The organism is Acidobacteriota bacterium, from assembly GCA_018001935.1.
Lineage (GTDB): Bacteria > Acidobacteriota > JAAYUB01 > JAAYUB01 > JAAYUB01 > JAGNHB01.
This window is the reverse complement of the sequence record JAGNHB010000055.1, coordinates 13,006-37,828: the sequence shown is the minus strand read 5'-3', so window position 1 is coordinate 37,828 and position 24,823 is coordinate 13,006. Positions and strand designations below refer to the sequence as shown.

Below are 24,823 nucleotides of genomic sequence, written 5' to 3'. Positions count from 1 at the left end.
TCCTTTCTATAGAATAAGGCCTTCTTTAGAGGCCGGGCTATAGAGTTTATTACCGCCTCTCCGCGGATGGGGCTGGCCCAATCCCTGACCGTTGCTCTTGGCCTTCTTCCTCACCGGTGCGGAGACGGCGCGGATGCAGGCGGGGACTCGTGCGCTCTGTCCGGAAATCACCCTCGCCGCGCACCCGGCTGCTCCCTCGAGAGGTCGCCCCCGAAATCGTGCGCGATTTAGCAACGAGTTTACTTTGAAGGTACTACAGCCTGTAGCCTGTAGCGTGCCGCCCGGCATCCCTCACGGTTTGTAGCCGTCCGTCAGGGTCAGCATGAAGGCGACGATGTCGTCGATCTCGAGTTCCGTGAGCTTGAGGTTGCCCAGTTCCTCCGTGTTGACGTTGCGCGGGCACTCGGGCGGGGGCCAGGGAGCGACGTCCCGCGTGTTGTAGAAGGAGACGACCTGGCGGAGGGTCTTGAAGACGCCGTTGTGCATGTAAGGGCCGGTCAGGGCCGCGTTGCGCAGGGTGGGGACGCGGAATTTTCCGTCCTCGGACGGTTTCTTCAGGAAGGCGCCCAGGCCGAGGTCCACCCAGGCGAAGCCGTCGGGGTTGTGCTGCTTCGGAAGCGTGTAGAAGGGGTTCTCGGGGTTTTTCGGCGTGCCCAGGTTGTCGTAGGTGAAATCGGTGAAGAGGGGGGGCTTGCCGTCCGGTCCGGGCTTCGAAGGGTGACAGGCGGCGCAGTTGCCTTTCTTCTCGTCCTCGAAGAGGGCCAGCCCCCGAAGTTCCTGGGGGCTGAGCTTCACCTTCCCCTGGAGATACAGGTCGTACTTCGAATCGAAACGGTTCACCTCGGAGGACATCTGGAATTCCGCGAGCGCCTCGGCGGCGTGGTGGTAGGCCTTCTTGACGTCAACGAGAGCGTCCTCGCCGAAGACCTTCCGGAAGAGGGGGGCGTAGGCGGCCTTGCGGAGGCTCGCCACCACGGCCGCCTCGTCGGGGTTGGCCATCTCCAGCGGGTTCAGGAAAGGTTGCTTGGCCTGCTCCACCAGGTTGTTCACTCGCCCGTCCCAGAAGTTGCCGCCGACCCAGACCTCCTCCTTCTCGTCGTAGTGGAGGGCCGGCGCAAAACCCCCGTAGGCGGAGGGGAGGTCGTTGCGGTTCCCGAAGCGGTCGGGGTGGACGCCGCGGGAGACGGGGAGCGTCCCGTCGGGGTTGGAGAAGCCCCGTTCGGGCCGGTGGCAGTCCGCACAGGCCTGGCCGGGCGGGGTGGAGAGGCTCTGGTCGAAGAAGATCGCCTTGCCCAGTTCCTGCCGGGGGGTCAAGCCGGCGGGGGGGGCGGGGTTGGCCGGGCCGTCCGCCTTCGGCGACTCGGCGGGGGGAAAGGCCGTCATCATTACCAAACCCGACAGGATCGACAGCCAGAGGAAATTTCTCAGCATGGGCACCTCCCGCTTCAATTCGCGCTAAAAGGAATTCTACCACCACTGAACGGTTGACAAAAAGAGCTTTTAATGTTTTATAGTTGATTTGAGACCGAAGGCCACAAGATGTTGTGCCAGGTCTGTAAACAGCGCGGGGAAACGGCCTGCGGGACCGGTTCCAACGGAGCGATAAACCCATGAATCCGGACGAGATCAGCGACGTCGAGCCCCGTGACGGGCTGCTTTGCTTCCGCATCGTCCTCTGCGGCCCCGGCTGCAGCGGCAAGAGTTCCCTGCTGAAGTTCGTCCACTCGCAGATTGACCCGGAGCGGGCGGAAAAACTGGTCAGCCTCGACACCGACACGGGGCGGACCCTCTTCTTCGACTACCTTCCGGTGGACCTGGGCTTGATCCCCGAGGTCGGCCGGCCGGTGCGGCTCGACGTCTACACCTCGCCCGGGCAGGCCTTCTACGACGAGGCCCGCCGGATCGTCCTGCGGGGGGCCGACGCGGTGGCCTTCGTCGCCGACTCGGACCCGGCCCGGGCCCCCGCCAACGTGGAGGCCCTCGAGAACCTCAAGCAGGCCCTGGCCGCGTGGGGCATGCGCTACGACGAGATCCCCCTGGTGTTCGTCTACAACAAGCGGGACCTGCCGGACGCGGTCCCCCTCGAGGATCTGCGGGCCGCCCTCAACCCCGGTCGCCGCCGGCCGGACTTCCGGGCCATCGCCAGCATCGGGAAGGGCGTGCGGCCCATGCTGGAGGCCCTCTGCGCCATGGTCTTCGAACGCCACCTCGCCGTCGCCGGTGCCCGCCGGCCCTGATCAGCGGAAGGCTGTTAGGCTGAAGGCTGTCAGGCTGTAGGTCCGATGGTATTCCCATCGGCATCGGCTTCGGTATCGGTATCGGTATCGCAATCGCTGTCGCCATCGCAATCGCCTCCGCCGTCGCTGTCGCCATCGCAACACGTTCAGGTTGCAGGCGATTCCGCGGTTGCTCTTGCCGGCATGTTGTCGTTCCCAGTCGCCTGCCGAGAATGTGCGGAGTGCTGAACGTTCCGGAAGCCCGTCCGTGTATTGCGTGGTTCCTTCGCGATCGGCCGTGTAGGGGTCCCCTTTCACTCCGCTTCCGGCGCGTCGCGGCGGTTGAGCACTTTCCAGAGTTTCTCCTGGAGTTCCTGGATGTGGTAGGGTTTCTGGATGAAGCCGGCCAGGTCCTTTTCCCTGAACTTCCGCGAGGCGGTGCGCTCGTCGTAGCCGCTGGAGAGCAGGACCTTCACGGCGGGCTTGATCCGCCGCATCTCCTGGAAGGCCGCCGCCCCGTTCATCCGGGGCATGGTGAGGTCGAGGAGGACGCAGGCGATCTCCTCCGCGTGCCCGCGGAAGATCTCCACCGCCTCCAGCCCGTCCACGGCTTCCAGGACCGTGAAGCCGAGGTGCCGCAGCGACTGGGCGCAGCAGTCCCGGACGATCTCCTCGTCGTCCACCAGGAGGATGGTCCCGGCGAAGACCGGGTCCGAGGCCGGCTCGATCGCCCGGGCGGCCCCGGGGGTCGCCGGGGATTCCGCCTCCAGTGCGGGGAACGCCACGCACACGGTGGTTCCCCTCCCCGGGGCACTGTCGACGAAGATGGCCCCGCTGTGGGCCTGGACGATCCCCAGGACCGCCGACATCCCCAGGCCGCGACCCTGGAACCGGGTAGTGAAGAAAGGCTCGAAGAGGCGGGAGAGGGTCGGCGCGTCCATCCCGCAGCCGTTGTCCTTCACTTCCATGAACACGAACGGGCCCGCGGGGGGCTTCGCCGACGTCCGGCTGCCCTCGAGTTCCGGGGGGGTGAAAAGGCGGGCGCCGGTGGTCAGCGTGATGTTGCCGGGCCGTTCGCCGATGGCCTCGGAGGCGTTGACCACGAGGTTCATCAGCACCTGCTGGACCTGGCCGACATCCGCCCGGATCGGGGGAAGTTCCCTCGCCGGGCGGTGGTCGAGGGTCACCGCCTTGGCGATGGAGGCCCGGAGCAGGTGGGTGTTCTCCTCCACCAACCGGTTCAGGTCGGTGTCCCCGATCTGGAAGTGGCCGTGCCCGGAAAAGGTCAGCATCTGCCGCGTCAGGTCGGCGGCGCGCTGGGAGGCCTTCATGGCCGCCTCGATGCTGCCCCGGGCCTTGGTCCCGGCGGGGATCGTGAGCAGGGCGTAGTCCATGTTGCCCAGGATGGCGGTGAGCAGGTTGTTGAAGTCGTGGGCGATCCCGCCGGCGAGGATGCCGAGGCTCTCCAGCTTCTGGGTGTAAAGCAACTGACGTTCCATGTCGATCCGTTCCGCCTCCGCCCGTTTCCGCCCCGTGACGTCCTGGATCATGGCGAGGACGTGGAAGTCGTTGTCCTTGCCGTTGAGCAGGGAGGTGGAGATGGTGATCGTCCGCCGGGAACCGTCCTTGTGGGCGATGACCCACTCCTCGTTCTGGAGGTCCTCGCCGAGCCGCATGCGGGCCATCCGGTCCTCGGCGCGGGCCCGGACCTCGGGGTCGGGGTAGAGGGCCTGGTACCAGCCCAACCGGTTGATCTCCTCGGCGGTGTAGCCGGTGATCTCCGTCATGCGGTCGTTCCAGACGGTGAAGTTCACGAAGGGGGAGGTGACGACCGGGTGGCAGACGCAGAGGCCCTCGACGGCCCGGGCGATGACGGACTGGCGGAAGGCGCTCTCCTGCCGCAGGGTTTCCTCCGCCTGTTTCCGCGCGGTGATGTCGAGCCAGAAGCCGATCAGTTCCTTTGCAACGCCCCGGTCGCTCTCGGAGAGGACCCCGGTGTCCAAGAACCACCGGTACGTCCCGTCGGCGCACTTCCACCGGTACTCGAGGTTGACCTTGCCGGTCCGGAAGATGGCCTCGTACGCCTTCAGCGCGTGGTCGCGGTCCTCCGGGTGCAGGTTGCGGGTCCAGAAGGTGGAGGAGCTTGTGAAGGCGGACGGCGGGTAGCCGGTCAGCGCCTCCACCTGCTCGCTGACCCAGGTGGTGGGGAGGTCGGGGGTGGGCCGGACGGTGTAGAAGCACACCGGGAGGGTCTTCAGGATCAGGAACTGGCGCTGCTGGCTGAGCAGGAGGGCGTCCCGGGCCTGCCGGCGCTCGCTGATGTCGTGGATGACGCCCACGGAGCCGATGACGCGGCCCCGGCCGTCCCGTACGGGGTACCCGTTGATCTCGACCCAGACGACCTCGCCGGCCCGGCTCAACATCCGGACTTCGTACTCGTCGGAGCGTTCCCGCGTTCGGGAGAGGTTCTTCTCGAGGATCAGGGACCGGTCCTCGGGGTGGATGATGGTCTGGATCCCGATGCGCCCGACGAGTTCGTGTTCCTCGTACCCCAGCATCCGGCAGATGGCGGGGTTGGCGTAGAGGATGCGGTCGTCGTTGTCGACGTGCAAGACCCCCTCCGAGAGCTTCTCCAGGAGGGTCCGCAACGCATCCACGGGCAAGGGGAGCCTTTTCGAACGGTCGTTCATCTCGATCCCCGGACAGCGGTCATCATCCGTCCCCCCGCTCCCCGGGACCTGCCGCCACCGACGACTCCCCTACCCCGCGAAGACCCGAGACTCGAAGCGTGCGCGGAGAGCGATTATTCTAAGTATAATTTACGCTCGACGAGCTGTCAACGCCGATTCACCTCCGGGCCGCGGTGTTTTGGCCCTTGAAACTTCCGCGGCGGTCGGATATCCTTGCAACATTCGCCCGGGGGGACAATCGGAAGGAGAGGGGGAGAATCGATCGGTCCGGAGCGGGAGCATGTCGGGCACCTTCACCACCACGGTGGAAACCGCGCGGGAGCTGCTGAAAATGTACCAGGCCAGGGGGCTGATCGCCTTCCTGGAGGTCCTGCGCTCCCACGCGGACGTCGTGGCGGACGACCTGGCCGGGGACCTCAAGGAGATGAACGCCCGTTTCGCGGCCACCCTCTACGGCATCCTGGCCGTCCTCTACGTGAACGACAGCGACCGGATCATCCGCCGCCAGCTCGCCCTCATGGAAACGTACAGCGGGGAGACCGACCCCGTGCGGAAGGCGGCCGCCTTCGTCCAGGGGGTGGGCGGCTTCCTGAAGACGTACGAGGAGGAACGGAAGAGCCGGAGCCTGTCGGAAACGGTGAAACTCTTTCTCGCCTCCTGCTCCCTCAAGGAACTCCGGGCCCTGACCGTCCAGACGGTGGCCGAGAAGTTCGGCTACAACACCAACTACCTCTCCAACCGGTTCCGGCAGGAGCAGGACCTGACCCTGCAGGAAGCCCTCCAGAACGAGAAGCTCAACCGGGCCTACCTGGCCCTGAAGGACGTGGAGGCCCGGCTGACCGTGAAGGAACTCTCCTGGAACCTCGGCTTCATCGACGCCGCCTACTTCAGCCAGCTCTTCAAGACCCGCTTCGGGCTTCTCCCCACCCAGGTCCGGCAGTGCGGCTGAACCGGCGCCCTCCCCTCGTCGCCGCCCTGTTCCTCCTGCTGACGGCCGCGGCCGCGGTGGGCGCCCCGCCCCCCGCCCTCGGGCGGATCTCCCTCGAGGAGGGACTCTCCCAGAGTTCGGTGAACGCCGTCCTCCAGGACCGGGACGGCTTTCTCTGGATCGGCACGGGCGGCGGGCTGAACCGCTACGACGGTCAGCGGGTCCGCCCGTTCAAGCGGGACGTTCGAAACCCGAAGGGACTGAGCAACAACATTGTCCTGGCCCTCTGCCAGGACCGGGACGGCTTCCTGTGGGTCGGCACCGAAACCGGGGGCCTGAACCGCTTCGACCCCCTGTGGGAGACCTTCTCCCGGCCCATCACCGTTCCGGGCGGGCGCCGGGCGGGCGCGGGCGTCACGGCGCTGGCCGTCGACGCCGGGGGCGGGCTATGGGTGGGGACCGTGGAGGGGACCGGGCGCTTCGACCCGCGCTCGGGGCAGCCGCTCCCGGCCGGGGCGGCCGGGGAGGCGCTGCGGACACGGGGCGCGGGGGCGCTCTGCGTGGACCGTGCCGGGAACGTCTGGGTCGGGTCCGGTGCGGAGGTGCTCCGCTGCGCCCCGGGCGGCCGGCTCTCGGTCTTCGCGGTGCCCGCGGGGCCGTCCGGCCGGCGGGAGGCCGTGCAAAGCCTGGCGGAGGCCCCCGGCGCGGACCTGTGGGTGGGCACGGCCGCCGGGTTGTTCCGCCTGTCGCCGGGGGCCGGTGCGTTTACGCCCTGCCGGGCCCGGGCGGCCGGCGGGACCGCGTCGTTCGGCGCCTCCGTGACGTGTCTGCTCACGGACCGTTCCGGCCGCACCTGGGTCGGCACGCGGAACAGCCTTCATCGAATCCCCCGGGGGGGGACGGTGGTGGAGCCGGTCCGCCTCGCCGGGGTCGCCGGCATCGACGACGAGCCCGGGGTCCACGCCCTCTTCGAGGACCGGTCCGGGGTGATCTGGGTGGGGACCCTGGCCCATGGCCTCCTGAAGTACGTCCCCAGCCGCGAGGTCTTCGACTGGGCCTGCCACGAGCCGTCAGACCCCCGTTCGCTGCCCCGGAGCATGGTCCTGTCCCTTTTCGAGGGCCGGGACGGGACCTTCTGGGTGGGGACCTCCGGCTCCGCGCCCCTCACGGCCGTCGATCTCCGGACGGGCGAAACGCGGCCCGGCGAATTCCCCGGCTTCCCCGCCGGCGACGGGGCCCGCTTCCCGGTTTACGTGGTCCGGGAGTCCCGGGCCGACCCCGGCGTCCTGTGGGTGGGCACCGGGGGAAGCGGGCTCTACCGCTTCGATCGTCGCCGGAAGACCCTGGCCCGCGTGCCGCTCGTCCTCCGGTCGCCGGACGGGCGGACCGTGACCGCAGACCACGTGTGGGCGCTCCACGAGGACGAACAGGGGACCTTGTGGGTGGGCACCGCGGATGCGGGCTTGGTTCGGGCCGGACCGGGCGGCGGGGCGGCGGAGCGGGTCCCTCTCGGCGGGACGGGTGCGGAGGCTGCACACCCCCCCGCCATCCTCTGCCTCCACGCGTCGGCGTCGGAACCGGGGGTCCTGTGGGTGGGCACGGCGGGTGCGGGCCTGGTGCGCCTGGAGAAGGCCGGGGGCCGGCGCCTCCGGTTCCGGCACGACCCGCTCCGGCCCGGCACCCTGAGCGACGACGCCGTGGCGGCCATCCTGGAGCCTGCCGGCCGGCCCGGCGAGCTCTGGCTCGGGACCGCCGACGGTCTGAACCGGCTGGAGAAGGCCTCGGGACGGTTCAAGTCCTTCGGCGCCGCGGAGGGGTTGGCGGACACGTCCATCGCGGGGGTCCTGGAGGACCAGCGGGGCTTCCTCTGGGTCGGGACGCTCAAGGGCCTCACCCGCTTCGACCCCCGGACGGGGCGCGTCCGGAACTACGACGCCCGGGACGGCGTCCGGGTGCGGGAGTTCAACCGGAACGCCTGCTGGAAAAGCGCCGCGGGGCGGATGGCTTTCGGCGGCGTCAACGGCGTCGTGTCCTTCGACCCGGAGTCGGTGAAGGACAACCCCGTGATTCCCCCCGTCGTGCTGACCTCCTTCCGGGTCCGCGACCGGGAGATGCGCTTCCGCCTGGGCCGCCCGCCTTACCGGGGCACGGTCGAGCTCTCCCACGACGAGAACGTGCTCGGCTTCGAGTTCGCCGCCCTGGACTACCGCGCACCGGAGAAGAACCGCTACGCCTGCTGCATGGAAGGGCTCGACACGGGGTGGGTGGACTGCGGCACGCGGCCCTTCGCCCGCTACCCCGGCATGCCGCCGGGGGAATACCGGTTCCGGGTGCGGGGAAGCAACAACGACGGCGTGTGGGACCCGGAAGGGGTCTCCGTGCGGATCGTGGTTCACCCGCCCTTCTGGCGGACCGGCTGGTTCATGGCGCTGGCCGTGGTCCTGTTCGCCTTCGTGTCTTACGGCCTGCTCAGCCTCGCGCAGCGCTACGCCATGCTGATCGCCTTCTGGCGCCGCCGGGGGCACATCGGCCGGTGGCGGATCGTGGACACCGTGGGGCGGGGCGGTTGCGGGACCGTCTACCGCGCCGTCCACCCCAAGACGGGCCGGGTGGCGGCGGTGAAGGTCCTGGACCGGGAACTGGTGGACGAGGAGGGCCGCAAGCGCTTCGTCCGCGAGGGGTTGATCTGCGAGCGTCTCAGCCACCCCTGCGTGGTGAAGGTCTTCGAGCGGGGCGAGGCGGGCGGGCAGCTCTACTACGCCATGGATTTCGTGGAGGGGATCACCCTCAAGGCCTGGGTGGCGGAGCGACGGCCCGACGTCCGCACCGCCGCCGGCCTCGCGTCCGTCCTGCTGGACCTGCTGGACGACTTCCACCGGGTGGGGATCATCCACCGGGACTTCAAGCCCGAGAACATCATGCTGCTGCCCGAGCGGGCGGGAACCGGCAACCCCGAAGGGGACCCGGCGGGCTTGCGCGAGCGGGTGCGGATCCTGGACTTCGGCATCGCCAAGATCCTGGGGGACATCACCCTCACCCGGACGAGCCTCCTTTCGGGGACGCTCCAGTACATCCCCCCCGAGCACCTCTTCGGCAAGCGGGTCCGGGACCCCAACTACGACTTCTACTCCTTCGGGGTCATCCTCTACGAGATGCTCACCGGTGAGCTTCCCTACCGGGCCGGGGAGTCCTTCGAAACCCTGGCGGCCATCCTGAGCGAGCCCGTGCCGTCACCCCGGGAGTTGAACCCCGCGGTGCCCGAGGGGCTCTCGGGCCTGGTCCTGGAGCTGATCGCCCGCAAACCGTCGGACCGGCTGCGCCAGTACGGCCTGATCCGCAAACGCCTCGACGCCGTTCTCGCCGATCTTGAGGTGACCGACGTTCCGCCGGAGCCCGCCGCCCCGCCGCCGCGTGAAACCCCCTGAACCGCGCCCCCCCGTGATGCGTTGACCCCAAGGCACCCTTGTGTTCCGAGGGGCTCACCGGGGGGCCGGGTGACGGGTACGACATGCCGGGGGGCACGAAAACCGGTCCCGTGCAGGCCTCCGGGTCACCGCCTGAACATGGCGCCGCGGGTCGTCACCAGGTAGAGCGTGACGGGAGCCAGGAAAGAGAGGGCCTTGACCATGCGGGCCGTCGGTTGGAAACCCGTGAACCCGAGACCGAGTGCGACGACCAGGTACAGGGCGGCGAGGGCGCCCAGCCCGGCGAGGGCCCGGCGGATCTCGGGCCAGAGGCTCTCGAAGGGTGTGACCGCCCACGACAGCACCCAGGTGAAGGCCATGTAACCCATCATCCGGCTGACGGAAGCGTCGGGGTCCACGGGGGGGACGCCCGACCCGGTGAACAGCCGGAGGATCAGCGCCAGCAGGCCCGCCCGCACTAGGAGGTCGACGAGGAGGGCGGCGACGGCGGCCGTGACCAGCCCGATGGTCGCGGCGGCGGCGTGTTGTCGGGCGGGGATGTCCTGGTGGTTGACGGTGGCGCGCCAGATCAGCACCGCGGCGAACCCGGCGACTAGGAGCATCAGCCCGAAGTGGCTGTGCACGAAGGGGGGCGGGCTTCCGCCCTTCGGGGGCTCCGTCAGGACAATGGCGCAGACGCGGAGCAGGGTGTAGAGGTAGCAGGCCGGGAGGAAGCCGACCAGCAGGAGGGGCAGCTTGACCCTCCACCGCCCCGGCCAGGCGAAGACCAGGGCCGTGAGGATCACCACCACGGGGCTGGCCATGCAGCCGGGGGTCAGGGTCACCATGGACCCCGAGACGGTGAGGGCGTTCCCCCTGGCCGCGGTGGTGGAGAAGAAGGAAAGGACCCAGGAGGCGTGGGAGACGATGAGCGCGCGCATCCACTCGCCCAGGGCGCTCCCGAGGAAGATTCCGTAGTAGACCGTGTGACCCGCCAGCCACCCCAGGGCGAACCAACCGGCGCGCACCCAGAGGGCCCGGCGCGGGGCCGCGGGGGGGGCGGTGCCGGCGGGGTCGGCTCCGCGGGCGGAACGGGCCCAGAGCAGGAAGACCAGGAAGGTCCCGGTGACCACCAGGACCTGGCCGACCACCATGTGCATGGACCAGACCGTCCCGGGGTACCGGGTGCCCACGACGACGATCAGGAAGGCACGGAGGAGGTTCAGGCCGAAGACCGTGGCGAAGCCCAGGGCCAGCCCCTCCAGCTTCGACCGCAGCGAGGCGGGGAAGGGGACCACCGCCGCGGCGTAGACCATGAACACGAGAAAGCCGGTGCACTCGGTGGACAGGGTGAAACGGGCCTTGTCCAGGCCGATCACGTTGCCGGACCAGGAGGCGTTCAGGCCGAAGAGGAGCATCCAGTGCCCGGTGAGGCGGGCGAGGAAGGCACCGTAGGGTTCCAGCACCGTCGCCTGGAACCATCGGGCCTGGTCGAGGAGCCAGGCCAGGACGGACAGGGCCACAAAGCCCCCCACCCAGAGGTAGGGGGCCCGGCCCGCCGGGGGCCGGGTGACCGGCGATTCCGCCGGGGTTTGCGCGGCCGGGCGGGGTTCGCTTCCGCTGTCGGGTTCGCCGGGTCGGGTCTGGGGCATGGTTTCTCGCATCGTCGGGTTCGGGCATCCGCCCGTGAGAAGAGCATTCCTACACCACGTCGGGGACCGTGTCAAACGGTTTCGGGGCTGGGCGGGCAAAGAACCGCCGCCGCCTGTTACCGTCATGTTACGAACGATCGCCGGAAAACGGGTATCCTGAAGATGAGAAGTGAAACGTCCGGAAAGGAGGACACCCATGTTGAAGCGATCGATCCTGAATTTGACCCTGACCCTGGTCCTGGCGGCGGCCGGGTTCGCCGCGGTGCACGCCCAGACCGCCGAGGCGGCGGTGAAGGCGTTCGTGGGGGGCTGCCGCCTCGGGCCGGCGGAGGGGGACGGGAAGCTGGAGATCGTCCCCGTGGAGGCGCCGGCGGCGTCCCTGCCCGGGGGCGTCCTGACGCTGGACGATGCCCTGGCGGCAAAGGCGCTCACGGTGTCGGAGGTGAGCGAGTCGGGGAGCGTGAACACCCTGCGGGTGACCAACCGCTCGAAGCAGGCGGTGTTCATCATGGCGGGGGAGATCCTGGCCGGGTCCAAGCAGAACCGGATCCTGCAGGTGGACGTGCTCCTGCCGCCGGGTGCGGTCGATGTCAGCCTCCAGGCCTTCTGCGTGGAGCACGGTCGCTGGACCTACAAGAGCAAGGAGTTCTACTCCGAGCGGAACGCGGCGCCCATCTCGGTCCGCCGGGTGGCCCAGCAGGGCAAGGCCCAGGGCGAGGTCTGGCAGGAGGTGGCCTGCAACAACGCCGCGGTGGGGACGGTGTCCGGGACGGGGTCCCTTTCGGACTCCTTCAACACCAAGAAGGTCCGTGAGACCAAGGACCGCCTGGCGAAGCGCTTCGGCGACCTGCCGGCCCGCTGCCCCCGGGCCACGGGCGTGGTGGTCCGGATCGACGGGAAGGTTCTGGCGGCCGACCTCTTCGCGGACCGGCGCCTCTTCGAAAAACTCTGGGACAAGATGCTGGAGTCGTACCTCGTGGAGTATGCCCGCCGGATGTCCGGCGAGGCGGCGGACGGGGCCGCCGCAACGGCCGCCGACTTCCTCCGCCGGGTGGCGGGGGCCCGCGTGGACCTCGACCCGGCGCCGTCGGCCGGCCGCACCGTGGAACTGTTCGCGCCGGCCCTGTCGGGCGCGGGGGTGCTCCGGGACGGGGCGCCCGTCCACTTGGCCCTCTTCCCGACGGACCCCGACGCTGCGCGGAAGGCGCCCCGGACGCCGCTCCAGCGCAACTACCCCCCGAACAGCGTCAACCAGGGCCCCGTGCAGCAGCAGCGGTAGGGCCCTGGACGAAGGGAAATCCCGAGGAGGAAGGAACATGCCCGCACACAACACCCTTTTCAGCCGCCTGCTTCCCGCGCTTGTCGCGGCCCTGGTCCTGGCGACCCTTGCCGCCCAGGCACCGAAACCGCCGTCCGCGGGCGGCGCCCCGAACGTCCAGCCGGCCCCGCCGGCGAGCCCGAATGCCCAGAGCGCCCAGATGAGCCAGAACCTGTCCCCCGTCAACCAGGCCGGCGGGAAAGGCCGGCCGGGGAGCGTCTCGAAGATCCCCACGGACCCGCTGACCGTGAAGACCGTGGACCTGCCCGACGGGCGGAAGGGCTGGTCCGTGGAGATCCCGGGCGGCCGACCGCTGGCCACCCCGGCGGTGGTGAACGGCATGGCCTACGTGGGGGGCGGCTTCGGGAGCTACGAGTTCTACGCCTTCGACGCCCTCACCGGCCGGCCCGCCTGGGCGATCCGCGTCAGCGACGACGGCCCCACGGCGGCGGTGGTGGCGGACGGGTGCGTGGTGTTCAACACCGAAAGCTGCACCCTCTTCGTGGTGGACGCGAAGACGGGGGACATGATCTGGTCCCGCTGGCTGGGCGACCCGCTGATGAGCCAGCCCGCCGTCCGGGACGGGCGGATTTTCATGGCCTACCCCGGCGAGGGGGGGAAGCACCGGCTGGTGGCCCTGGGGCTGAAGACGGGGAAGGAGTTCTGGAACGTCCCCATCGAGGGCGACCTCATCTCGGCCCCGGTGGTGGGCGGCGACCGGGTCTACCTGACCACGTTCGACGGCACCTGCTACGCCTACCGGGCCGCGACCGGCGAGAAGGTCTGGGCGGAGGCGCAGAAGGCCACCAGCGCCCCCTGGGTCAGCGGGGGGAAGGTGTACGTGAGCCTGCGCGTGGACGGAAAACCGGGCGATGCCGGGAAGCCCCCGCGCGAGGGCCAGGGGGAATTGGACAAGGACGCGGGGAAGAAGGTCGGTGTCAACGACCTCACCGTGCGGGAAGCGGTCTACATCGACGCCGGGGTCCAGGCGAGGTCGTCCTATTCCGTGGCGCAGCATGCCAACGACGCGTCCGTGGGGTTCTCGACCGCGCCGGCCAACGCCAAGGTGGGGGCGGCCGCCTCCAACATCGGCCAGGGGACCGTCCACGGCCTCTGGGAGTACCAGGGGTCGCGGCCCACGGTGGCGTCCGGCGTCAACTACGCCTGCATGGGCGACCGCCTGCAGGCCGTGGACCTGGCCTCGGGTAAAGTGCTCTGGCAGTCGGACTGGAAGGCCGACATGGCGCGGATCGGCGGGCATTTCCTGACGCCGCCGGCCGTGGTGGGGGACCGGGTCTTCCTCGGCACCGCCAAGGGGGAGATCCAGGTCCTGGAGCGGTCCTCCGGGAAGACGCTCTGGACCTGGGACGCCGGCCAGCCGGTCCGTTTCCAGCCCGCCGTGGTCAAGGGGCGGATCTACGCCGGAACGGCGGGCGGCCGCCTGGTCTGCCTGGACACGGGCGACCCGAAGGCCGACGGGTGGACCATGTGGGGCGGCGGCCCGGCCCACAACGGCCCCGAGACGGGGTGCGCCGACTGTTCTGTGGAGTGCGGCGCGCAGGCTTCCGGAGCGCCGCTTTGAACCATCGCTTCAGCCTCGAGGCGCGCAGGCTTCCGGAGCGCCGCCGTGGGGGCGTGACAGGGGGCTTCGGCGGTCGACGATCCGCGGAGGGCAACCGGGAGCGCGCCGCTCCGGCGGCCTGCGCGGCGCGATCAAAGCGGCGCTCCGGCAGCCTTCGCGCCGCACTCCGCATTGCTCGGAGGGGCTCAGGCTGGAAGGGTTTGGGCAGAGAGGGTTTGGTTTGAAAGGGTTGGGCTGTGGGGAGCGGGTTTTTGGGGAGGCGGGATGGCATCGGCCCGGTTTCAACGGGAGCCGGCAAAGGCAACCTCTAAACCCTCCCTCCGAAACTAAGTCCACAGCCTCTCTCGACTGTGATCCCGGTTGCGACCGCGATTGCGACCGCGAGCGCGACGGCGATTGCGATTGCGAACGCGACTGCGATTGCGAACGCGACTGCGACTGCGACTGCGATTGCGATTGCGATTGCGATGCCGATACCGATACCGATATCGGGGTGAAATCGGGGTGATGGGAGGATATGGAATGTGGGATAATCGAACTGACACACCAGGCCGGGGGAAAACCGGGGGAGAAGAGGCGCCATGCCAGGTCAGAAAGTTCTGGTGATCGAGGACGACGCGGCCATCCGGCGGGGGATCGTGGACTCGCTCCGGTTCCACGGGTACGCCGTCAAGGAGCTGGACGGCCGGAAAGGCACCCTGGAGGGCGCCCTGGCGGCCGACTGCGACCTCCTCCTCCTGGACCTGGTCCTGCCGGACGCCGACGGCTTCCGGATCCTGGACGCCGTCAAGCAGCACGCCCCCACGCTCCCCGTCATCATCCTCACGGCCCGGGGGGAGGAGTCTGACCGCGTCCGCGGGCTCAAGTCGGGGGCGGACGACTACGTGGTGAAGCCCTTCAGCGTGAAGGAGCTTCTCGCGCGGGTCGAGGCGGTCCTCCGCCGCTCCCCCGAGCGGCCCCGGCCGGTGGAGACGGTCCGTTTCGACGGGGGCGAGGCGGACCTGGGCGCGGGCGAGATCCGGTTCACGGATGGCGGCGTCGAGAAGCTGTCGGAGACCGAGAGCCAGTTGCTGCGCTACCTGTCCATGCACGCGGGGCGGACGGTGTCCCGGGAGGAGATCCTCTCCCGGGTGTGGAAGATGCCGGCGGGCGTGGAGACGCGGACGGTGGACATGCACGTGGTGCGGCTCCGGGAGAAGCTGCGGGACGACCCCGCGAAGCCCCGGATCATCCTGACGGAGCGGGGGAAGGGTTACCGTATGGCCCCTCTCTGACCCGTCCGTGATAATCATCGGTATCGGTATCGGTATCGCTATCGGTATCGCAATCGGGATCGAAACCCGAAACCCGAAACCCGAAACCGGGAATCAGCCGCCAGGAGTCATGATGAAGAGGCGGATCGGAGAGGCTGAACGGCGGGGTGCACCGAGCGGGGTGCGCCGATTCCGGTGTGGAGTGCGGCGCGAAGGCTGCCGGAGCGCCGCTTTGATCCTGTCCGGCGGACGGAAGGCGCGCAGGCTGCCGGAGCGCCGTGTTGACGGGATGACGGCTAACCTGGGCAGTTTCCAGCGCGCAATGTCTAACATATACATTTTTCAGTGTTTGGCTGCCGGTCCCCGTCGGGTTCCGGCGTGTGTCGGCCACCCCTCGTCGAGTCCCGGCGCCGGGGTGCCAACCCGGGTCGAATCCCGGCGGATGGCGCCCGGCAACAGCCGTGTCGGGGATCGCGCCGCTCCGCGGACGGCGCGGCGCGTTCAACTTGCGACCTCGATAGCGATACCGATAGCGATGCCGATAGCGATGCCGATAGCGATAGCAATACCGATACCGATACCGATAGCGATACCGATACCGATAGCGATACCGATACCAAATGTGATGGAGACACTGATGAGTCTCTTTCCGGGCCTACAGCCTACAGCCTACAGCCTACAGCCTTCCTCTCCGGCTGGCAGGGACGGTGACCCATGAAACGCGCCTGGCTGATCTGGATCGTGTTCGCCGCGAGTGCGGCCGGGGTGCTGGGCGCCATGGGGTGGACCATCGCCACCGTGCTCAGGCTCCAGGACGCCGAGACCCGGATGCGGAGCGAGGCGGCGCTGGAGGAGAACGTCCGGCTGGCGCTCTGGCGCATGGACTCGTCGCTGGGGGCCTTTCTCGTTGCGGAGAGCGCCCGTCCCCCCTTTGCCTACCAGCCTTTCTATTCCGCGACAGGGAGCCTGAACGGCGCGTCCGCCCGGGGCGCCGCCGCCGGGGCCCTCGTCCCCTCCCCGCTCCTGACGGAAGACAACCCCTTCGTGAGGATCCACTTCCAGCTCGGGCCGGACGGGACGCTCACGTCCCCCCAGGCGCCGGACGGGAAGTTCCGGGAAATCGCCCTGGGTCACAACCTCCCGCCCGAGAAGGCGGCGCTGGCGGAAACGCTTCTCCGGGCGTTCCAGGAAAAAGTCTCCCTCCCGGAACTCCTGGCGGCGGTTCCGGCGCAGTGGCTGCTGGAAGAGAAAACGGAACCGGGGCCGGGCCCGGCCGTTTCCAGGGAGGGCGCCGTCGCCCGTCGTGCGGCCGGTGCGAAGGAAACCTCGCGGAAGGTCCCGCCAACGAGGGGGACGGAGACGGTTCCGGCTGCGAAACCGACCGCCGCGTCACCGGCCGGTTCCGGCCCGCCCTCGGCGGTGGGGGAAGCCGGTGCCGTCGTCCCGGAGCGCCGTGAGCCGGCGACGGGGCCGCTGCCGGCGGGGACCACCCCCGGGGGCGCCCCCGGGCCGGGCGCCGCGCAAAGCCCTCAGGCGATCTCGAACCGGACGCCCGACGAACCGACGGCCCAGACCGCCTCCCCGCAGAATGCGGCCTCGCCGTCGAACGCCGCGGCGCAGAACGTCGTGCAAGCGCAGAGCGCCGTCAGCACCCGGAACGCGGCCCCGGCGCGAAACACGGCGTCCGCGCCGAATGTCGCCTCACCGCGGAGCGCCGCACCCCGACAGAACGTGGCCCCTCAATCGAATGCCGCGCCCCGGCAGGGTGTCGCGCCCCCCCCGAATGCCCCGATGGCGCAGAACGCCGCGCCCTGGCCGGTCTCCGCCCTTCCGCGGCGGACGACGGAACCCCCGGACACCGCCCAGGCCCAGACGGTCACCCCGGCCCGCCCGGCCGAGGTGAACGCCCCCCCGACGCCGCCCCCGGCCGCGGAGGCCCGGCAGGCGGAGTCCCCCGGGATCTTCCAGCAGACGCGGAACGTCCAGGAGTGGGTGGCCCGGGAGAACCTGGGGGTCAGCAACGACTACGTGGTGCAGAACATCGCCATCCCCAGCAACTACAAGGCGCCGCGGGCCGGGTCTGGCACCCGGCCGAACGGCCGTCCCTCCCCGGCCGTGGGCCGCCCGAAGACGGCGGTGGAGGCCGTGAAAGTGGGCGTGCTCAAGCCGCTCTGGATGGGGGGGGAACTCCTCCTGGCCCTCCAGGTGCGCATCGGGGAGGGGGCCTGGCTGCAGGGGTGCTGGGTGGACTGGCCGAAGGTGCGGCCCTGGCTGTTGTCCCAGGTCCGCGACCTCCTGCCCGAGGCGGACCTGGTACCCCAGGAAGGGCCGGCCAACCCCGCGGAGGGGCGGACGCTGGCGTCCATCCCCGTCCGGGTCCGCCCCGGCCGGGTCGCCCTGAAGTTGCGGGAGGACGGGTCCCCCCTCCTGTTCTCCCTGAGACTGGCCGGGGTGGGCGCCCTGGCGGCGGTCCTGGCGGTGGGGCTCCTCCTGATGGGGGCCCTCACCCTGAGCCGGCGGCGGGCGGCCTTCGTCTCCTCGGTGACCCACGAGCTGCGGACGCCGCTCACCACCTTCCGGATGTACACGGAGATGCTCACGGACGGCATGGCCACGGACCCGGAGCGCCTGGCGGACTACCACCAGGTGCTGCGGACCGAGGCGGACCGGCTCTCCCACCTGGTGGAGAACGTCCTGGCCTACGCCCGGCTCGAGCGGGGGCGCTACGGCGTCGTGGAGGAGGTCGTGTTCACGGAGGCCCTGGAGCGGGTGGTCCCGCGGCTCCGGGAGCACGCCGGGCAGGCGGGGATGGAACTGGTCCTCGAGCCCGGGGACGCGGACGGGACCCGGGTCCGCCTCGATGCGGGCGCGCTCGAGCGCATCCTCTTCAACCTGGTGGACAACGCCGGGAAGTACGCCCGGGAAGCGTCCGACAAGCGGATCCACCTGGCGGTGCGGCGGGAGGGGCGATGGATGGGCGTGACCATCCGCGACCACGGCCCGGGGGTCCGCGCGCACCGGCGCGGGCTTTTCCGGCGCGCCTTCCGGAAATCGGCGGGCGAAGCCGCCCGGACGGCCCCCGGCGTGGGGATCGGCCTCGCGCTCAGCCGCCGCTTGGCCCGGGCCATGGGCGGCCGCCTGCGGCTGGTCTCGTCCTCCCCCGACGGCGCCGCCTTCCGCCTCGACCTGCCGGTGGTGAAGTGAGACGAACGCAAGGACGCCAATTCTCGCAAAGGCGAAAGCGGAAAAGGAACCACGAAATATGCGAAATACACGAACCGGAAAAGAGCCACGAACCACACGAACCACACGAACGAAGAAGAAGGAACTCACCCACTCTCACCTGCGATCCCGCCCCAACCCCAATCCCGAAGGGAAACCCTCCGGACCTACAGCCTACAGCCTATAGCCTATAGCCTCTCCCCTCACCTCCCCGCCTTGTCCAGGGCCGCGAGGATCTGGGCGGCATGGTCCGAGGGCGTCACCGGGTCGATGACGTCGAGGACGCGTCCGTCGGGCCCCACCAGGAAGGTCACCCGGCGGGCGTAGGGGGTGCCGCCGATCCCGCACGCCGAGGCCAGGGACTTCCCGGTGTCCGAGAGCAGGGGGAACGGCAGGTTGTATTTCGCGGCGAAGGCCTTGTGCGAGGCCGCGCCGTCGAAGCTGACGCCGAGCACCACGACCCCGCGCTCCTTCAGGCGGGCCCAGTTGTCCCGCAGGTTGCAGGCCTGGGCGGTGCAGCCGGGCGTGTCGTCCTTGGGGTAGAAGTAGAGGGCCACCACCTGGCCCTTGTAGCCGGCCAGGGTGTGGGTCTTGCCCTCCCCGTCCTTCAGGGAGAAGGCGGGGGCGGGGTCGCCCGGTTTCAGAAGGGTGGAAGCGGCCGGCAGGGTCGCCGCCGCGAGGGCCAGGACCAGGATCATCGTCGTTTTCATGAGACCTCCAGCCTCCGTCAATTTTTCGGCACGCCTCGTTGGATGCCGTCCCGCAGAAAACGGATCGCCCGGGAGTGCCGGTGGCTCTGCGGAGTGCGGCGCGAAGGCTGCCGGAGCGGGGGGATCGCCCTGTGGAGTGCGGCGCGAAGGCTGCCGGAGCGGGGGGATCGCCCTGTGGAGTGCGGCGCGAAGGCTGCCGGAGCGCCGCTTTGAACCATCGGTCCGCCTCGAGGCGCGCAGGCTTCCGGAGCGCCGCCGTTGGGCTTCGGCGGTCGACGATCCGCGGAGGGCAACGGGGAGCGCGCCGCTCCGGCGGCCTGCGCGGCGCGATCAAAGCGGCGCTCCGGCCGCCTTCGCGCCGCACTCCGCAGGCGCTTAGCCGAGCCCGTCAGCCTTCGAGCCGCACTCCGCAGGCGCGGAGCCGTGCGGGCGTGACGGGGGGCTCCGGCGGCTTCCGAGGGGCACGCTCTCAGAAGTCGTCAGGGATATCCAGTTGGTTAATCCGGAATGAATAGATCGTTTTCACTTGGCTGGGCGTGGCCTCGCGTTCGAACCAGGCGGCGGAACACCAGGGGTATCGCGCCGCCGATGTGACCAGTCGATGGTGAACGGGGTTGGCGTGGACGTAATGCAGCCTGGCAAAATAGCTCTTCTCGAAAAGGATCAGGGTTTCGAAAAAATTGTGCCAGACCTTCCTTCCGCGGATACCGTCCAAACGATTGATTCGTCGGGATGTTTCGCTGTGGAGTTTCCCCAGCATCCCGGACAGCGAACCACCGCCGCCCTCGGGGGACTGGGCCACGAAGTGGTAGTGGTTCGGAAAGATCGCCCAGGCCTCCAGGCACCAACTGTATGAATGGGCCCAGCGCAACAGCGCTTCCTGAAAGAGATCCAGGCGTTCGCTCCCGGTGAAATGCAGGATTTTCCCATAGGTTCCCGCCGTGACCATGTAGGTCCCGTTCTCCTTAAGGAGGTGGAGGGGAGCGTGAGGCCAGTGAGGGGAGAGGCCGCCGTCCCCCGGCTCGCTCTGGGAATCGAGACGTCCGGTTTCGGTGTCATGCTCGTCCATGGCTTCCTCCTCCTCGGAACATCGTCTCAACCGTTCCATGTGGTTGCAAGCCAGGCCCGGGCTGACGAACGCTGCGCAGCCGTTCCCGACTGCTGGCGAACCGTCGACCCTTCACTGTAGATAACGTTTTCGCCGGGAAAAATCCGGCGCGTTGACGAAACTTTCCGCAGATTTTTACGGAGACACCAGGGTGCAGAGCAGCGGAAAGGGTGTGCCGGTGATTCTGCGGAGCGCGGTGAGGAGGAGGCGGGGTGTGCGGGTAGTTCTGCGGAGTGCGGCGCGAAGGCTGCCGGAGCCGGGGGATCGCCCTGTGGAGTGCGGCGCGCAGGCCGCCGGAGCCGGGGGATCGCCCTGTGGAGTGCGGCGCGGAGGCTTCCGGAGCGCCGCTTTGAACCATCGGTCCGCCTCGAGGCGCGCAGGCTTCCGGAGCGCCGCCGTTGGGCTTCGGCGGTCGACGATCCGCGGAGGGCAACGGGGAGCGCGCCGCTCCGGCAGCCTGCGCGGCGCGATCAAAGCGGCGCTCCGGCAGCCTCCGCGCCGCACTCCGCAGGCGCGTGGCCGGGTCCGGCCGCCTTCGCGCCGCACTCCGCAGGCGCGGGGTGTGGTAGAATGCCGCTTCGCGGGCGGCGGGGCCGGCTTCGCCCGGGGCGGAACGGGCCTGGGTGTCCGGGGTTCGGGCCCCGGTTGCGGCCGGTTCGTTGCCGCCCGCGTCTTGCCGGGCGAGCGGGCGCGGGGGTTCCGATATCCGGACCTTCACGCCCGGACAGTAGAGGCTCTCCTGTGTTCAAAACAGGCGTGTCGGGCCTCCGGAAGCCACGCCCGGCCGGGAGAGGCCGGTTGAACGGGGAAAGCAAACCAACCACGAAATCGGCGGAAACCGTGCCGCGCGGCCGCTTCGCGCCGACGCCGAGCGGGCCCCTCCACTTCGGCTCGGTCCTGGCGGCGGCGGCCAGTTTCCTGGACGCCCGCGCGTCGGGCGGGGAATGGCTCGTCCGCATCGACGACATCGACACCCCGCGGAACGTCCCCGGGGCGGCGGACGCCATCCTGCGAACCCTGGAGCGGCTCGGCCTGGCCTGGGACGGGGAGGTCCTCCACCAGAGCCGCCGGCGGGAGGCCTACCGGGAGGCCTTCGAGGCGCTCCGCGCCGCCGGTGCGCTCTACCCTTGCGGCTGTTCACGCAAAGCCATCGGCGAGGGACGGGGGCGCGGCGTGGACAACACCCCCGTCTACCCCGGCACCTGCAAGTTCAACCCGCCTCCTGACGGGGCCCGGCTCGCCTGGCGCTTCGCCGTGCCGGGCGGGCGGCTTGGCTTCACGGACCGGGTCCAGGGGGCCGTGGAGCACGACCTGGAGCGGGACCTCGGCGATTTTGTCGTCCGGCGCGCGGACGGCTTCCCGGCCTACCCCTTGGCAGTGGCCGTGGACGACGCCTTCCAGGGGGTCACACACGCGGTTCGGGGGAGCGACCTGCTGGGGTCGGTGACGCGGCAGGTGCTTCTCTGCCGGGCGCTGGGCCTGGCGGAGCCGGTGTTCGCCCACATCCCGGTGGCTGTGGACGGCCGCGGAGACAAGCTCAGCAAGCAGACCGGCGCCCGGGGGATCGACGGCGTCCCGCCGGGGCGGGTCCTCGTCGAGGCGCTGGCCTTCCTCGGCCAGGATCCGCCGCGGGACCTCGCCGGCGCCCCGCCGGCAGAGGTTCTCGCCTGGGCACAGCCCTCTTGGGACCTCTCCCGTGTTCCCCGCTTTCACATGATCAAATGGAAGGATTTTGCCGAATCCCTATGAAGCAGCCGCTCCCGAAGCCGCAGGGGATGAGCTTGCCCAGCCTCACGCAAGGGCGCAAAGACGCCAAGCCTCGCAAAGAAAGGGTAATTCAGAGGTTTGAGCCAGGTAAGACGGCCTTCGCCGAAGGCGATGGCCGTCTTACTTGCACTCCCACTTGTCGACCTGCAGCTGGTATTCCACCCCCGTCTCCTTCCGGTCCGGACGCTTGGACTGGCCCCCCACGGTCAGGACGGTCCCCCAGAGGGTGAGCGTCCCGCCGCACTCGATGGGGGTCTTTGCGTAGATGACGGTCTGCAGGCCTTTCCCGTAGTCGAAATAGTAAAACTGGCTGTACCCTTCCGGGTGGTGGATCAGGTGCTGCCACGGGATCTGCGAGATCCGCCCCTCCACTTTCACGACCTGGTCCTTGTGATCGCTCAGTCCCTCGTCGGGTTTGACGGTGACGTACTCCCTGGCGGGGGGCGGAACGGCCCCGCCCTTGCATTTCTTGACGATGTCCTGGCCGGCGGCACCCAGGGTGACGACGGCCAGGGCCAGGAGAATCAGGGTGAATCGCATGGCGTCCTCCTTCTCGAGGGGGGCTGCAGGCCTCGTCAGGCGTGAAGCCGCTCCCAGTAGTGATCGGGCATGTCCTGGGCCAGTTGGAGGCCGCCGTCGGCGCCGGCGAAAAGCGGCTCGGCGACGGTGGTCACCTTGCACTTGCCGAGTTCCTTGAGCCCCTCGGCGATGCAGGGGGCGATGCCGCGGATCTGGCTCATCCCGCCGGCCACCACGATGTTGTTCTTGACCCGGTTCTGAAACTCCGCGTCGAAGCGGGCGATCATCTGGTAGGCCGTGTCGATGATGGCCGGCATGATGCTCTCGCAGGCCCGCCGCAGTTCCTCGGTGATGTCGTGCTTCACCGGCTTGCCGTCCACGGGCAGGTCCACCTCGACCCGCCCCTCGGGCTTGCCGACGAAGCCGTACTGCTCCTTGAACTGCCGCACCATGTTCAGGGTGAAGGTGGAGCGGGGGAACTTCTCCTGGAGGTAGCCGAAGAGCTGCTCGTCGACGTAGTCGCCGGCGGTCAGGATGGTCTTCTGGTCGCCCTCGCCGGGGATGGACCCGTGCATGATGCAGAAGTCCACCGTCCCGGCGCCGATGTCGATGACCATGGCGTTGTCCAGCAGGTCGAGGCTGTAGGCCACGGCGAAGGGCTCGGAGACCACCATCAGGGCGTGCACGTACTCCTGGACCGCCTTCCGGATGGCCAGTTTGTTGGTTTTGAGGGTGTCGGCCGGAACGCCGACGATGGCCTGGATGTAATGCCCTTCCTCGGGCTTGGTCATCTCCACCAGGTAGCGGATCAGTTCCCGGACGGCCTCCTCGTTCCGCTCGAGCCCCTCCTTGATCACGCCCCGTTCCAGCGGGCGGTAGAGGTCGAGGGAGAGGCGGTGCTCCAGGGCATCCGCACCGAACAGCACCTTCTTGCCCAGGACCTTCGCCGAGATGAAGTCCTTGGGCCATCCCACGTAGCTCTCCGTCCAGGCCCGGGTCCCGTTGCCGGCCGAAACGGCGCTGCGCGAGGTGCCGAGGTCGATGCCGATGAAGAGCACTTTCCTTCCGGTCTTTTCTTTCATGATCCGCTCCTTTGATTGAGGTAATTGATGATGCCCTGCTCGATGAAGCCGGCGATGCGTTCCCGGTACCCGGGGTCGCGGAGCTTGCGTTCCTCCTCGCGGTTGCTCATGCACGAGACCTCCACCAGGATCCCCGGCATGTCCACGCCCAGCAGGATCACGAAGGGGGCCCGCTTGACCCCGCAGTCCCGCAGGGAGGGGTTCTGGGCCCCCATCCCGCTGAAGATCGACTGGTGGACGACGTGTGCCATCCGGCTCGACTCCTCGAACTTCAACCGGTTGGCGATCCGGCCGACGACCGCGTCGAAGTCGCTGATGGCGTAATCGGAATCCTGGTTTTCAGCCGCGGCGAGCCGGAGGGTGTCCCGGTCGGTGGTGGGTCCGAAGAAGTAGGTTTCGACGATGTTCACCGAGTGCTGGGGAAGCGAGTTGACGTGGATGGAGATAAAGAGGTCGGCCTTCTGGGCGTTGGCCAACTCGACCCGCTCCCGGAGGGAGCAGTCCCGGTCCGTGTCGCGCGTGACGAGGATGCGGTAGCGCGTGTCGCTGTCCAGACGCTGTTGGAGCCTCCGGGCGATGTCGAGGGTGATATCCTTCTCGTGGGTCCCCTCCCGGCCGGTGGTCCCCGTTGCCTTCCCCCCGTGCCCCGCGTCGATCATGATGGTCTTCACCCCCAGGCCGAGGACGCGCCGGACGGGAAGCGCCCGGGTCATGGCCAGGGCCAGGTAGTCGGAAGGGGAGAGCGCCACGGTGAACGAGCCCGGGGACGAGGGGACCGGCGGCTGGTTGGCGGTGACGGAGGGAGGGCCCGGGGGAGGGGCGGGAGGCCCGGGGAAGTGTGCGGAAACCGCCGGGGCCGGGGCGGCGGATGGGCTGTTGACGGAGGAATGGAGCAGCAGGAACATCCCCGCGAAGAGGGCGCAGCCGGCGCCCGACACGATCCAGACCCGGCTCCGGTTGCGCCTCGGGACAGGGTCCAGCCCGAGAATCTGGCGATTCTGGTCCAGGACGCCTCTGAGGATCTTGGTGCGCTTTCGGGCACCGTTTCCGGGGAGCATGACGGTCCGCCTCCGGTCGGATCACAATGACGGCAAAAATATTATACACGAATTCGGGGAGGGGCCAATCCTGAATTCAGGAGAGGGGGGGCGGGCGCCTTCCGCCACATTGTCCCGATCCATCCCGTTCGTGTGGTGGGTGGGGTTCGGGGTTGATTTTCTCGGGTGTATCCGTGTGGATCCGTGTTCATCCGTGTTCATCCGTGTTCATCCGTGTTCATCCGTGGTTCCTTTTCCGCTTCCGACGCGGCGAGGCCTGGCGGCTTTGCGTCTTCGCGAGCGGTTGAGAACGCAAGCTCTTTCGTTTCGGCCTA

At 69.1% G+C, this 24,823-nt stretch carries 16 protein-coding genes; 8 read left to right on the top strand and 8 right to left on the bottom strand.

Annotated features, from left to right (window positions below):
* Nucleotides 1-291 precede the first annotated feature (291 nt).
* A complete protein-coding gene (locus KA419_17035) occupies nucleotides 292-1,386 on the bottom strand; it encodes a c-type cytochrome (GenBank protein ID MBP7867638.1) in 1,095 nt (364 codons plus the stop codon).
* A 224-nt stretch (nucleotides 1,387-1,610) separates the two neighbouring features.
* Between KA419_17035 and KA419_17030 the strand changes: the two genes are divergently transcribed.
* Nucleotides 1,611-2,237, top strand: coding sequence for a GTPase domain-containing protein (locus tag KA419_17030; GenBank protein MBP7867637.1), 627 nt, complete (start codon nucleotides 1,611-1,613; stop codon nucleotides 2,235-2,237).
* Nucleotides 2,238-2,530: 293 nt separating this feature from the next.
* Here KA419_17030 and KA419_17025 read toward each other — a convergent pair whose 3' ends face one another.
* Nucleotides 2,531-4,906, bottom strand: a complete 2,376-nt coding sequence (locus KA419_17025; protein ID MBP7867636.1) for a PAS domain S-box protein — start codon at nucleotides 4,904-4,906, stop codon at nucleotides 2,531-2,533.
* A 280-nt stretch (nucleotides 4,907-5,186) separates the two neighbouring features.
* On the opposite strand from KA419_17025, the gene KA419_17020 reads away from it, so the two are divergent.
* The gene (locus KA419_17020; protein ID MBP7867635.1) at nucleotides 5,187-5,855 is read left to right on the top strand and encodes a helix-turn-helix transcriptional regulator; all 669 of its coding nucleotides are present in this window, start codon (nucleotides 5,187-5,189) and stop codon (nucleotides 5,853-5,855) included.
* Nucleotides 5,846-9,259 carry a protein kinase gene (locus KA419_17015; GenBank protein MBP7867634.1) on the top strand — a complete coding sequence of 1,138 codons (3,414 nt, stop codon included), beginning with the start codon at nucleotides 5,846-5,848 and terminating at the stop codon, nucleotides 9,257-9,259. Before KA419_17020 ends, KA419_17015 begins: the two co-directional genes overlap by 10 nt.
* Before the next feature lie 125 nt (nucleotides 9,260-9,384).
* Here KA419_17015 and KA419_17010 read toward each other — a convergent pair whose 3' ends face one another.
* Nucleotides 9,385-10,890: an archaeosortase/exosortase family protein gene (locus tag KA419_17010; GenBank protein MBP7867633.1), complete on the bottom strand. Its 1,506-nt coding sequence runs from the start codon at nucleotides 10,888-10,890 to the stop codon at nucleotides 9,385-9,387.
* 196 nt (nucleotides 10,891-11,086) lie between these two features.
* On the opposite strand from KA419_17010, the gene KA419_17005 reads away from it, so the two are divergent.
* From KA419_17005 to KA419_16990, 4 genes are all read left to right on the top strand, one after another.
* Complete coding sequence (locus KA419_17005; GenBank protein MBP7867632.1) at nucleotides 11,087-12,169, top strand: hypothetical protein; 1,083 nt, start codon at nucleotides 11,087-11,089, stop codon at nucleotides 12,167-12,169.
* Between the two features lie 37 nt (nucleotides 12,170-12,206).
* The gene (locus KA419_17000; protein MBP7867631.1) at nucleotides 12,207-13,790 is read left to right on the top strand and encodes a PQQ-binding-like beta-propeller repeat protein; all 1,584 of its coding nucleotides are present in this window, start codon (nucleotides 12,207-12,209) and stop codon (nucleotides 13,788-13,790) included.
* A gap of 581 nt (nucleotides 13,791-14,371) precedes the next feature.
* Nucleotides 14,372-15,064 (top strand): response regulator transcription factor, encoded by a 693-nt coding sequence (locus tag KA419_16995; protein ID MBP7867630.1) that lies wholly within the window; start codon nucleotides 14,372-14,374, stop codon nucleotides 15,062-15,064.
* A 693-nt stretch (nucleotides 15,065-15,757) separates the two neighbouring features.
* Nucleotides 15,758-18,247, top strand: coding sequence for a hypothetical protein (locus KA419_16990; protein ID MBP7867629.1), 2,490 nt, complete (start codon nucleotides 15,758-15,760; stop codon nucleotides 18,245-18,247).
* 221 nt (nucleotides 18,248-18,468) lie between these two features.
* Here KA419_16990 and KA419_16985 read toward each other — a convergent pair whose 3' ends face one another.
* Complete coding sequence (locus tag KA419_16985; protein MBP7867628.1) at nucleotides 18,469-18,963, bottom strand: peroxiredoxin; 495 nt, start codon at nucleotides 18,961-18,963, stop codon at nucleotides 18,469-18,471.
* Nucleotides 18,964-19,444: 481 nt separating this feature from the next.
* Entirely contained in the window at nucleotides 19,445-20,044 is a 600-nt protein-coding gene (locus KA419_16980; GenBank protein ID MBP7867627.1) for a transposase, read from the bottom strand.
* An 879-nt stretch (nucleotides 20,045-20,923) separates the two neighbouring features.
* Between KA419_16980 and gluQRS the strand changes: the two genes are divergently transcribed.
* A complete protein-coding gene (gluQRS, locus tag KA419_16975; protein ID MBP7867626.1) occupies nucleotides 20,924-21,832 on the top strand; it encodes a tRNA glutamyl-Q(34) synthetase GluQRS in 909 nt (302 codons plus the stop codon).
* A 138-nt stretch (nucleotides 21,833-21,970) separates the two neighbouring features.
* Here the strand turns inward: gluQRS and KA419_16970 are convergent, their stop codons facing one another.
* The 3 genes from KA419_16970 to KA419_16960 are packed head-to-tail and all read right to left on the bottom strand — an operon-like array spanning nucleotide 21,971 to nucleotide 24,509.
* Nucleotides 21,971-22,390: a hypothetical protein gene (locus KA419_16970; GenBank protein ID MBP7867625.1), complete on the bottom strand. Its 420-nt coding sequence runs from the start codon at nucleotides 22,388-22,390 to the stop codon at nucleotides 21,971-21,973.
* Between the two features lie 35 nt (nucleotides 22,391-22,425).
* Nucleotides 22,426-23,451 (bottom strand): rod shape-determining protein, encoded by a 1,026-nt coding sequence (locus KA419_16965; protein ID MBP7867624.1) that lies wholly within the window; start codon nucleotides 23,449-23,451, stop codon nucleotides 22,426-22,428.
* The gene (locus KA419_16960; protein MBP7867623.1) at nucleotides 23,448-24,509 is read right to left on the bottom strand and encodes an N-acetylmuramoyl-L-alanine amidase; all 1,062 of its coding nucleotides are present in this window, start codon (nucleotides 24,507-24,509) and stop codon (nucleotides 23,448-23,450) included. The genes KA419_16965 and KA419_16960 overlap by 4 nt, the downstream gene beginning before the upstream one ends.
* Nucleotides 24,510-24,823: the final 314 nt, after the last annotated feature.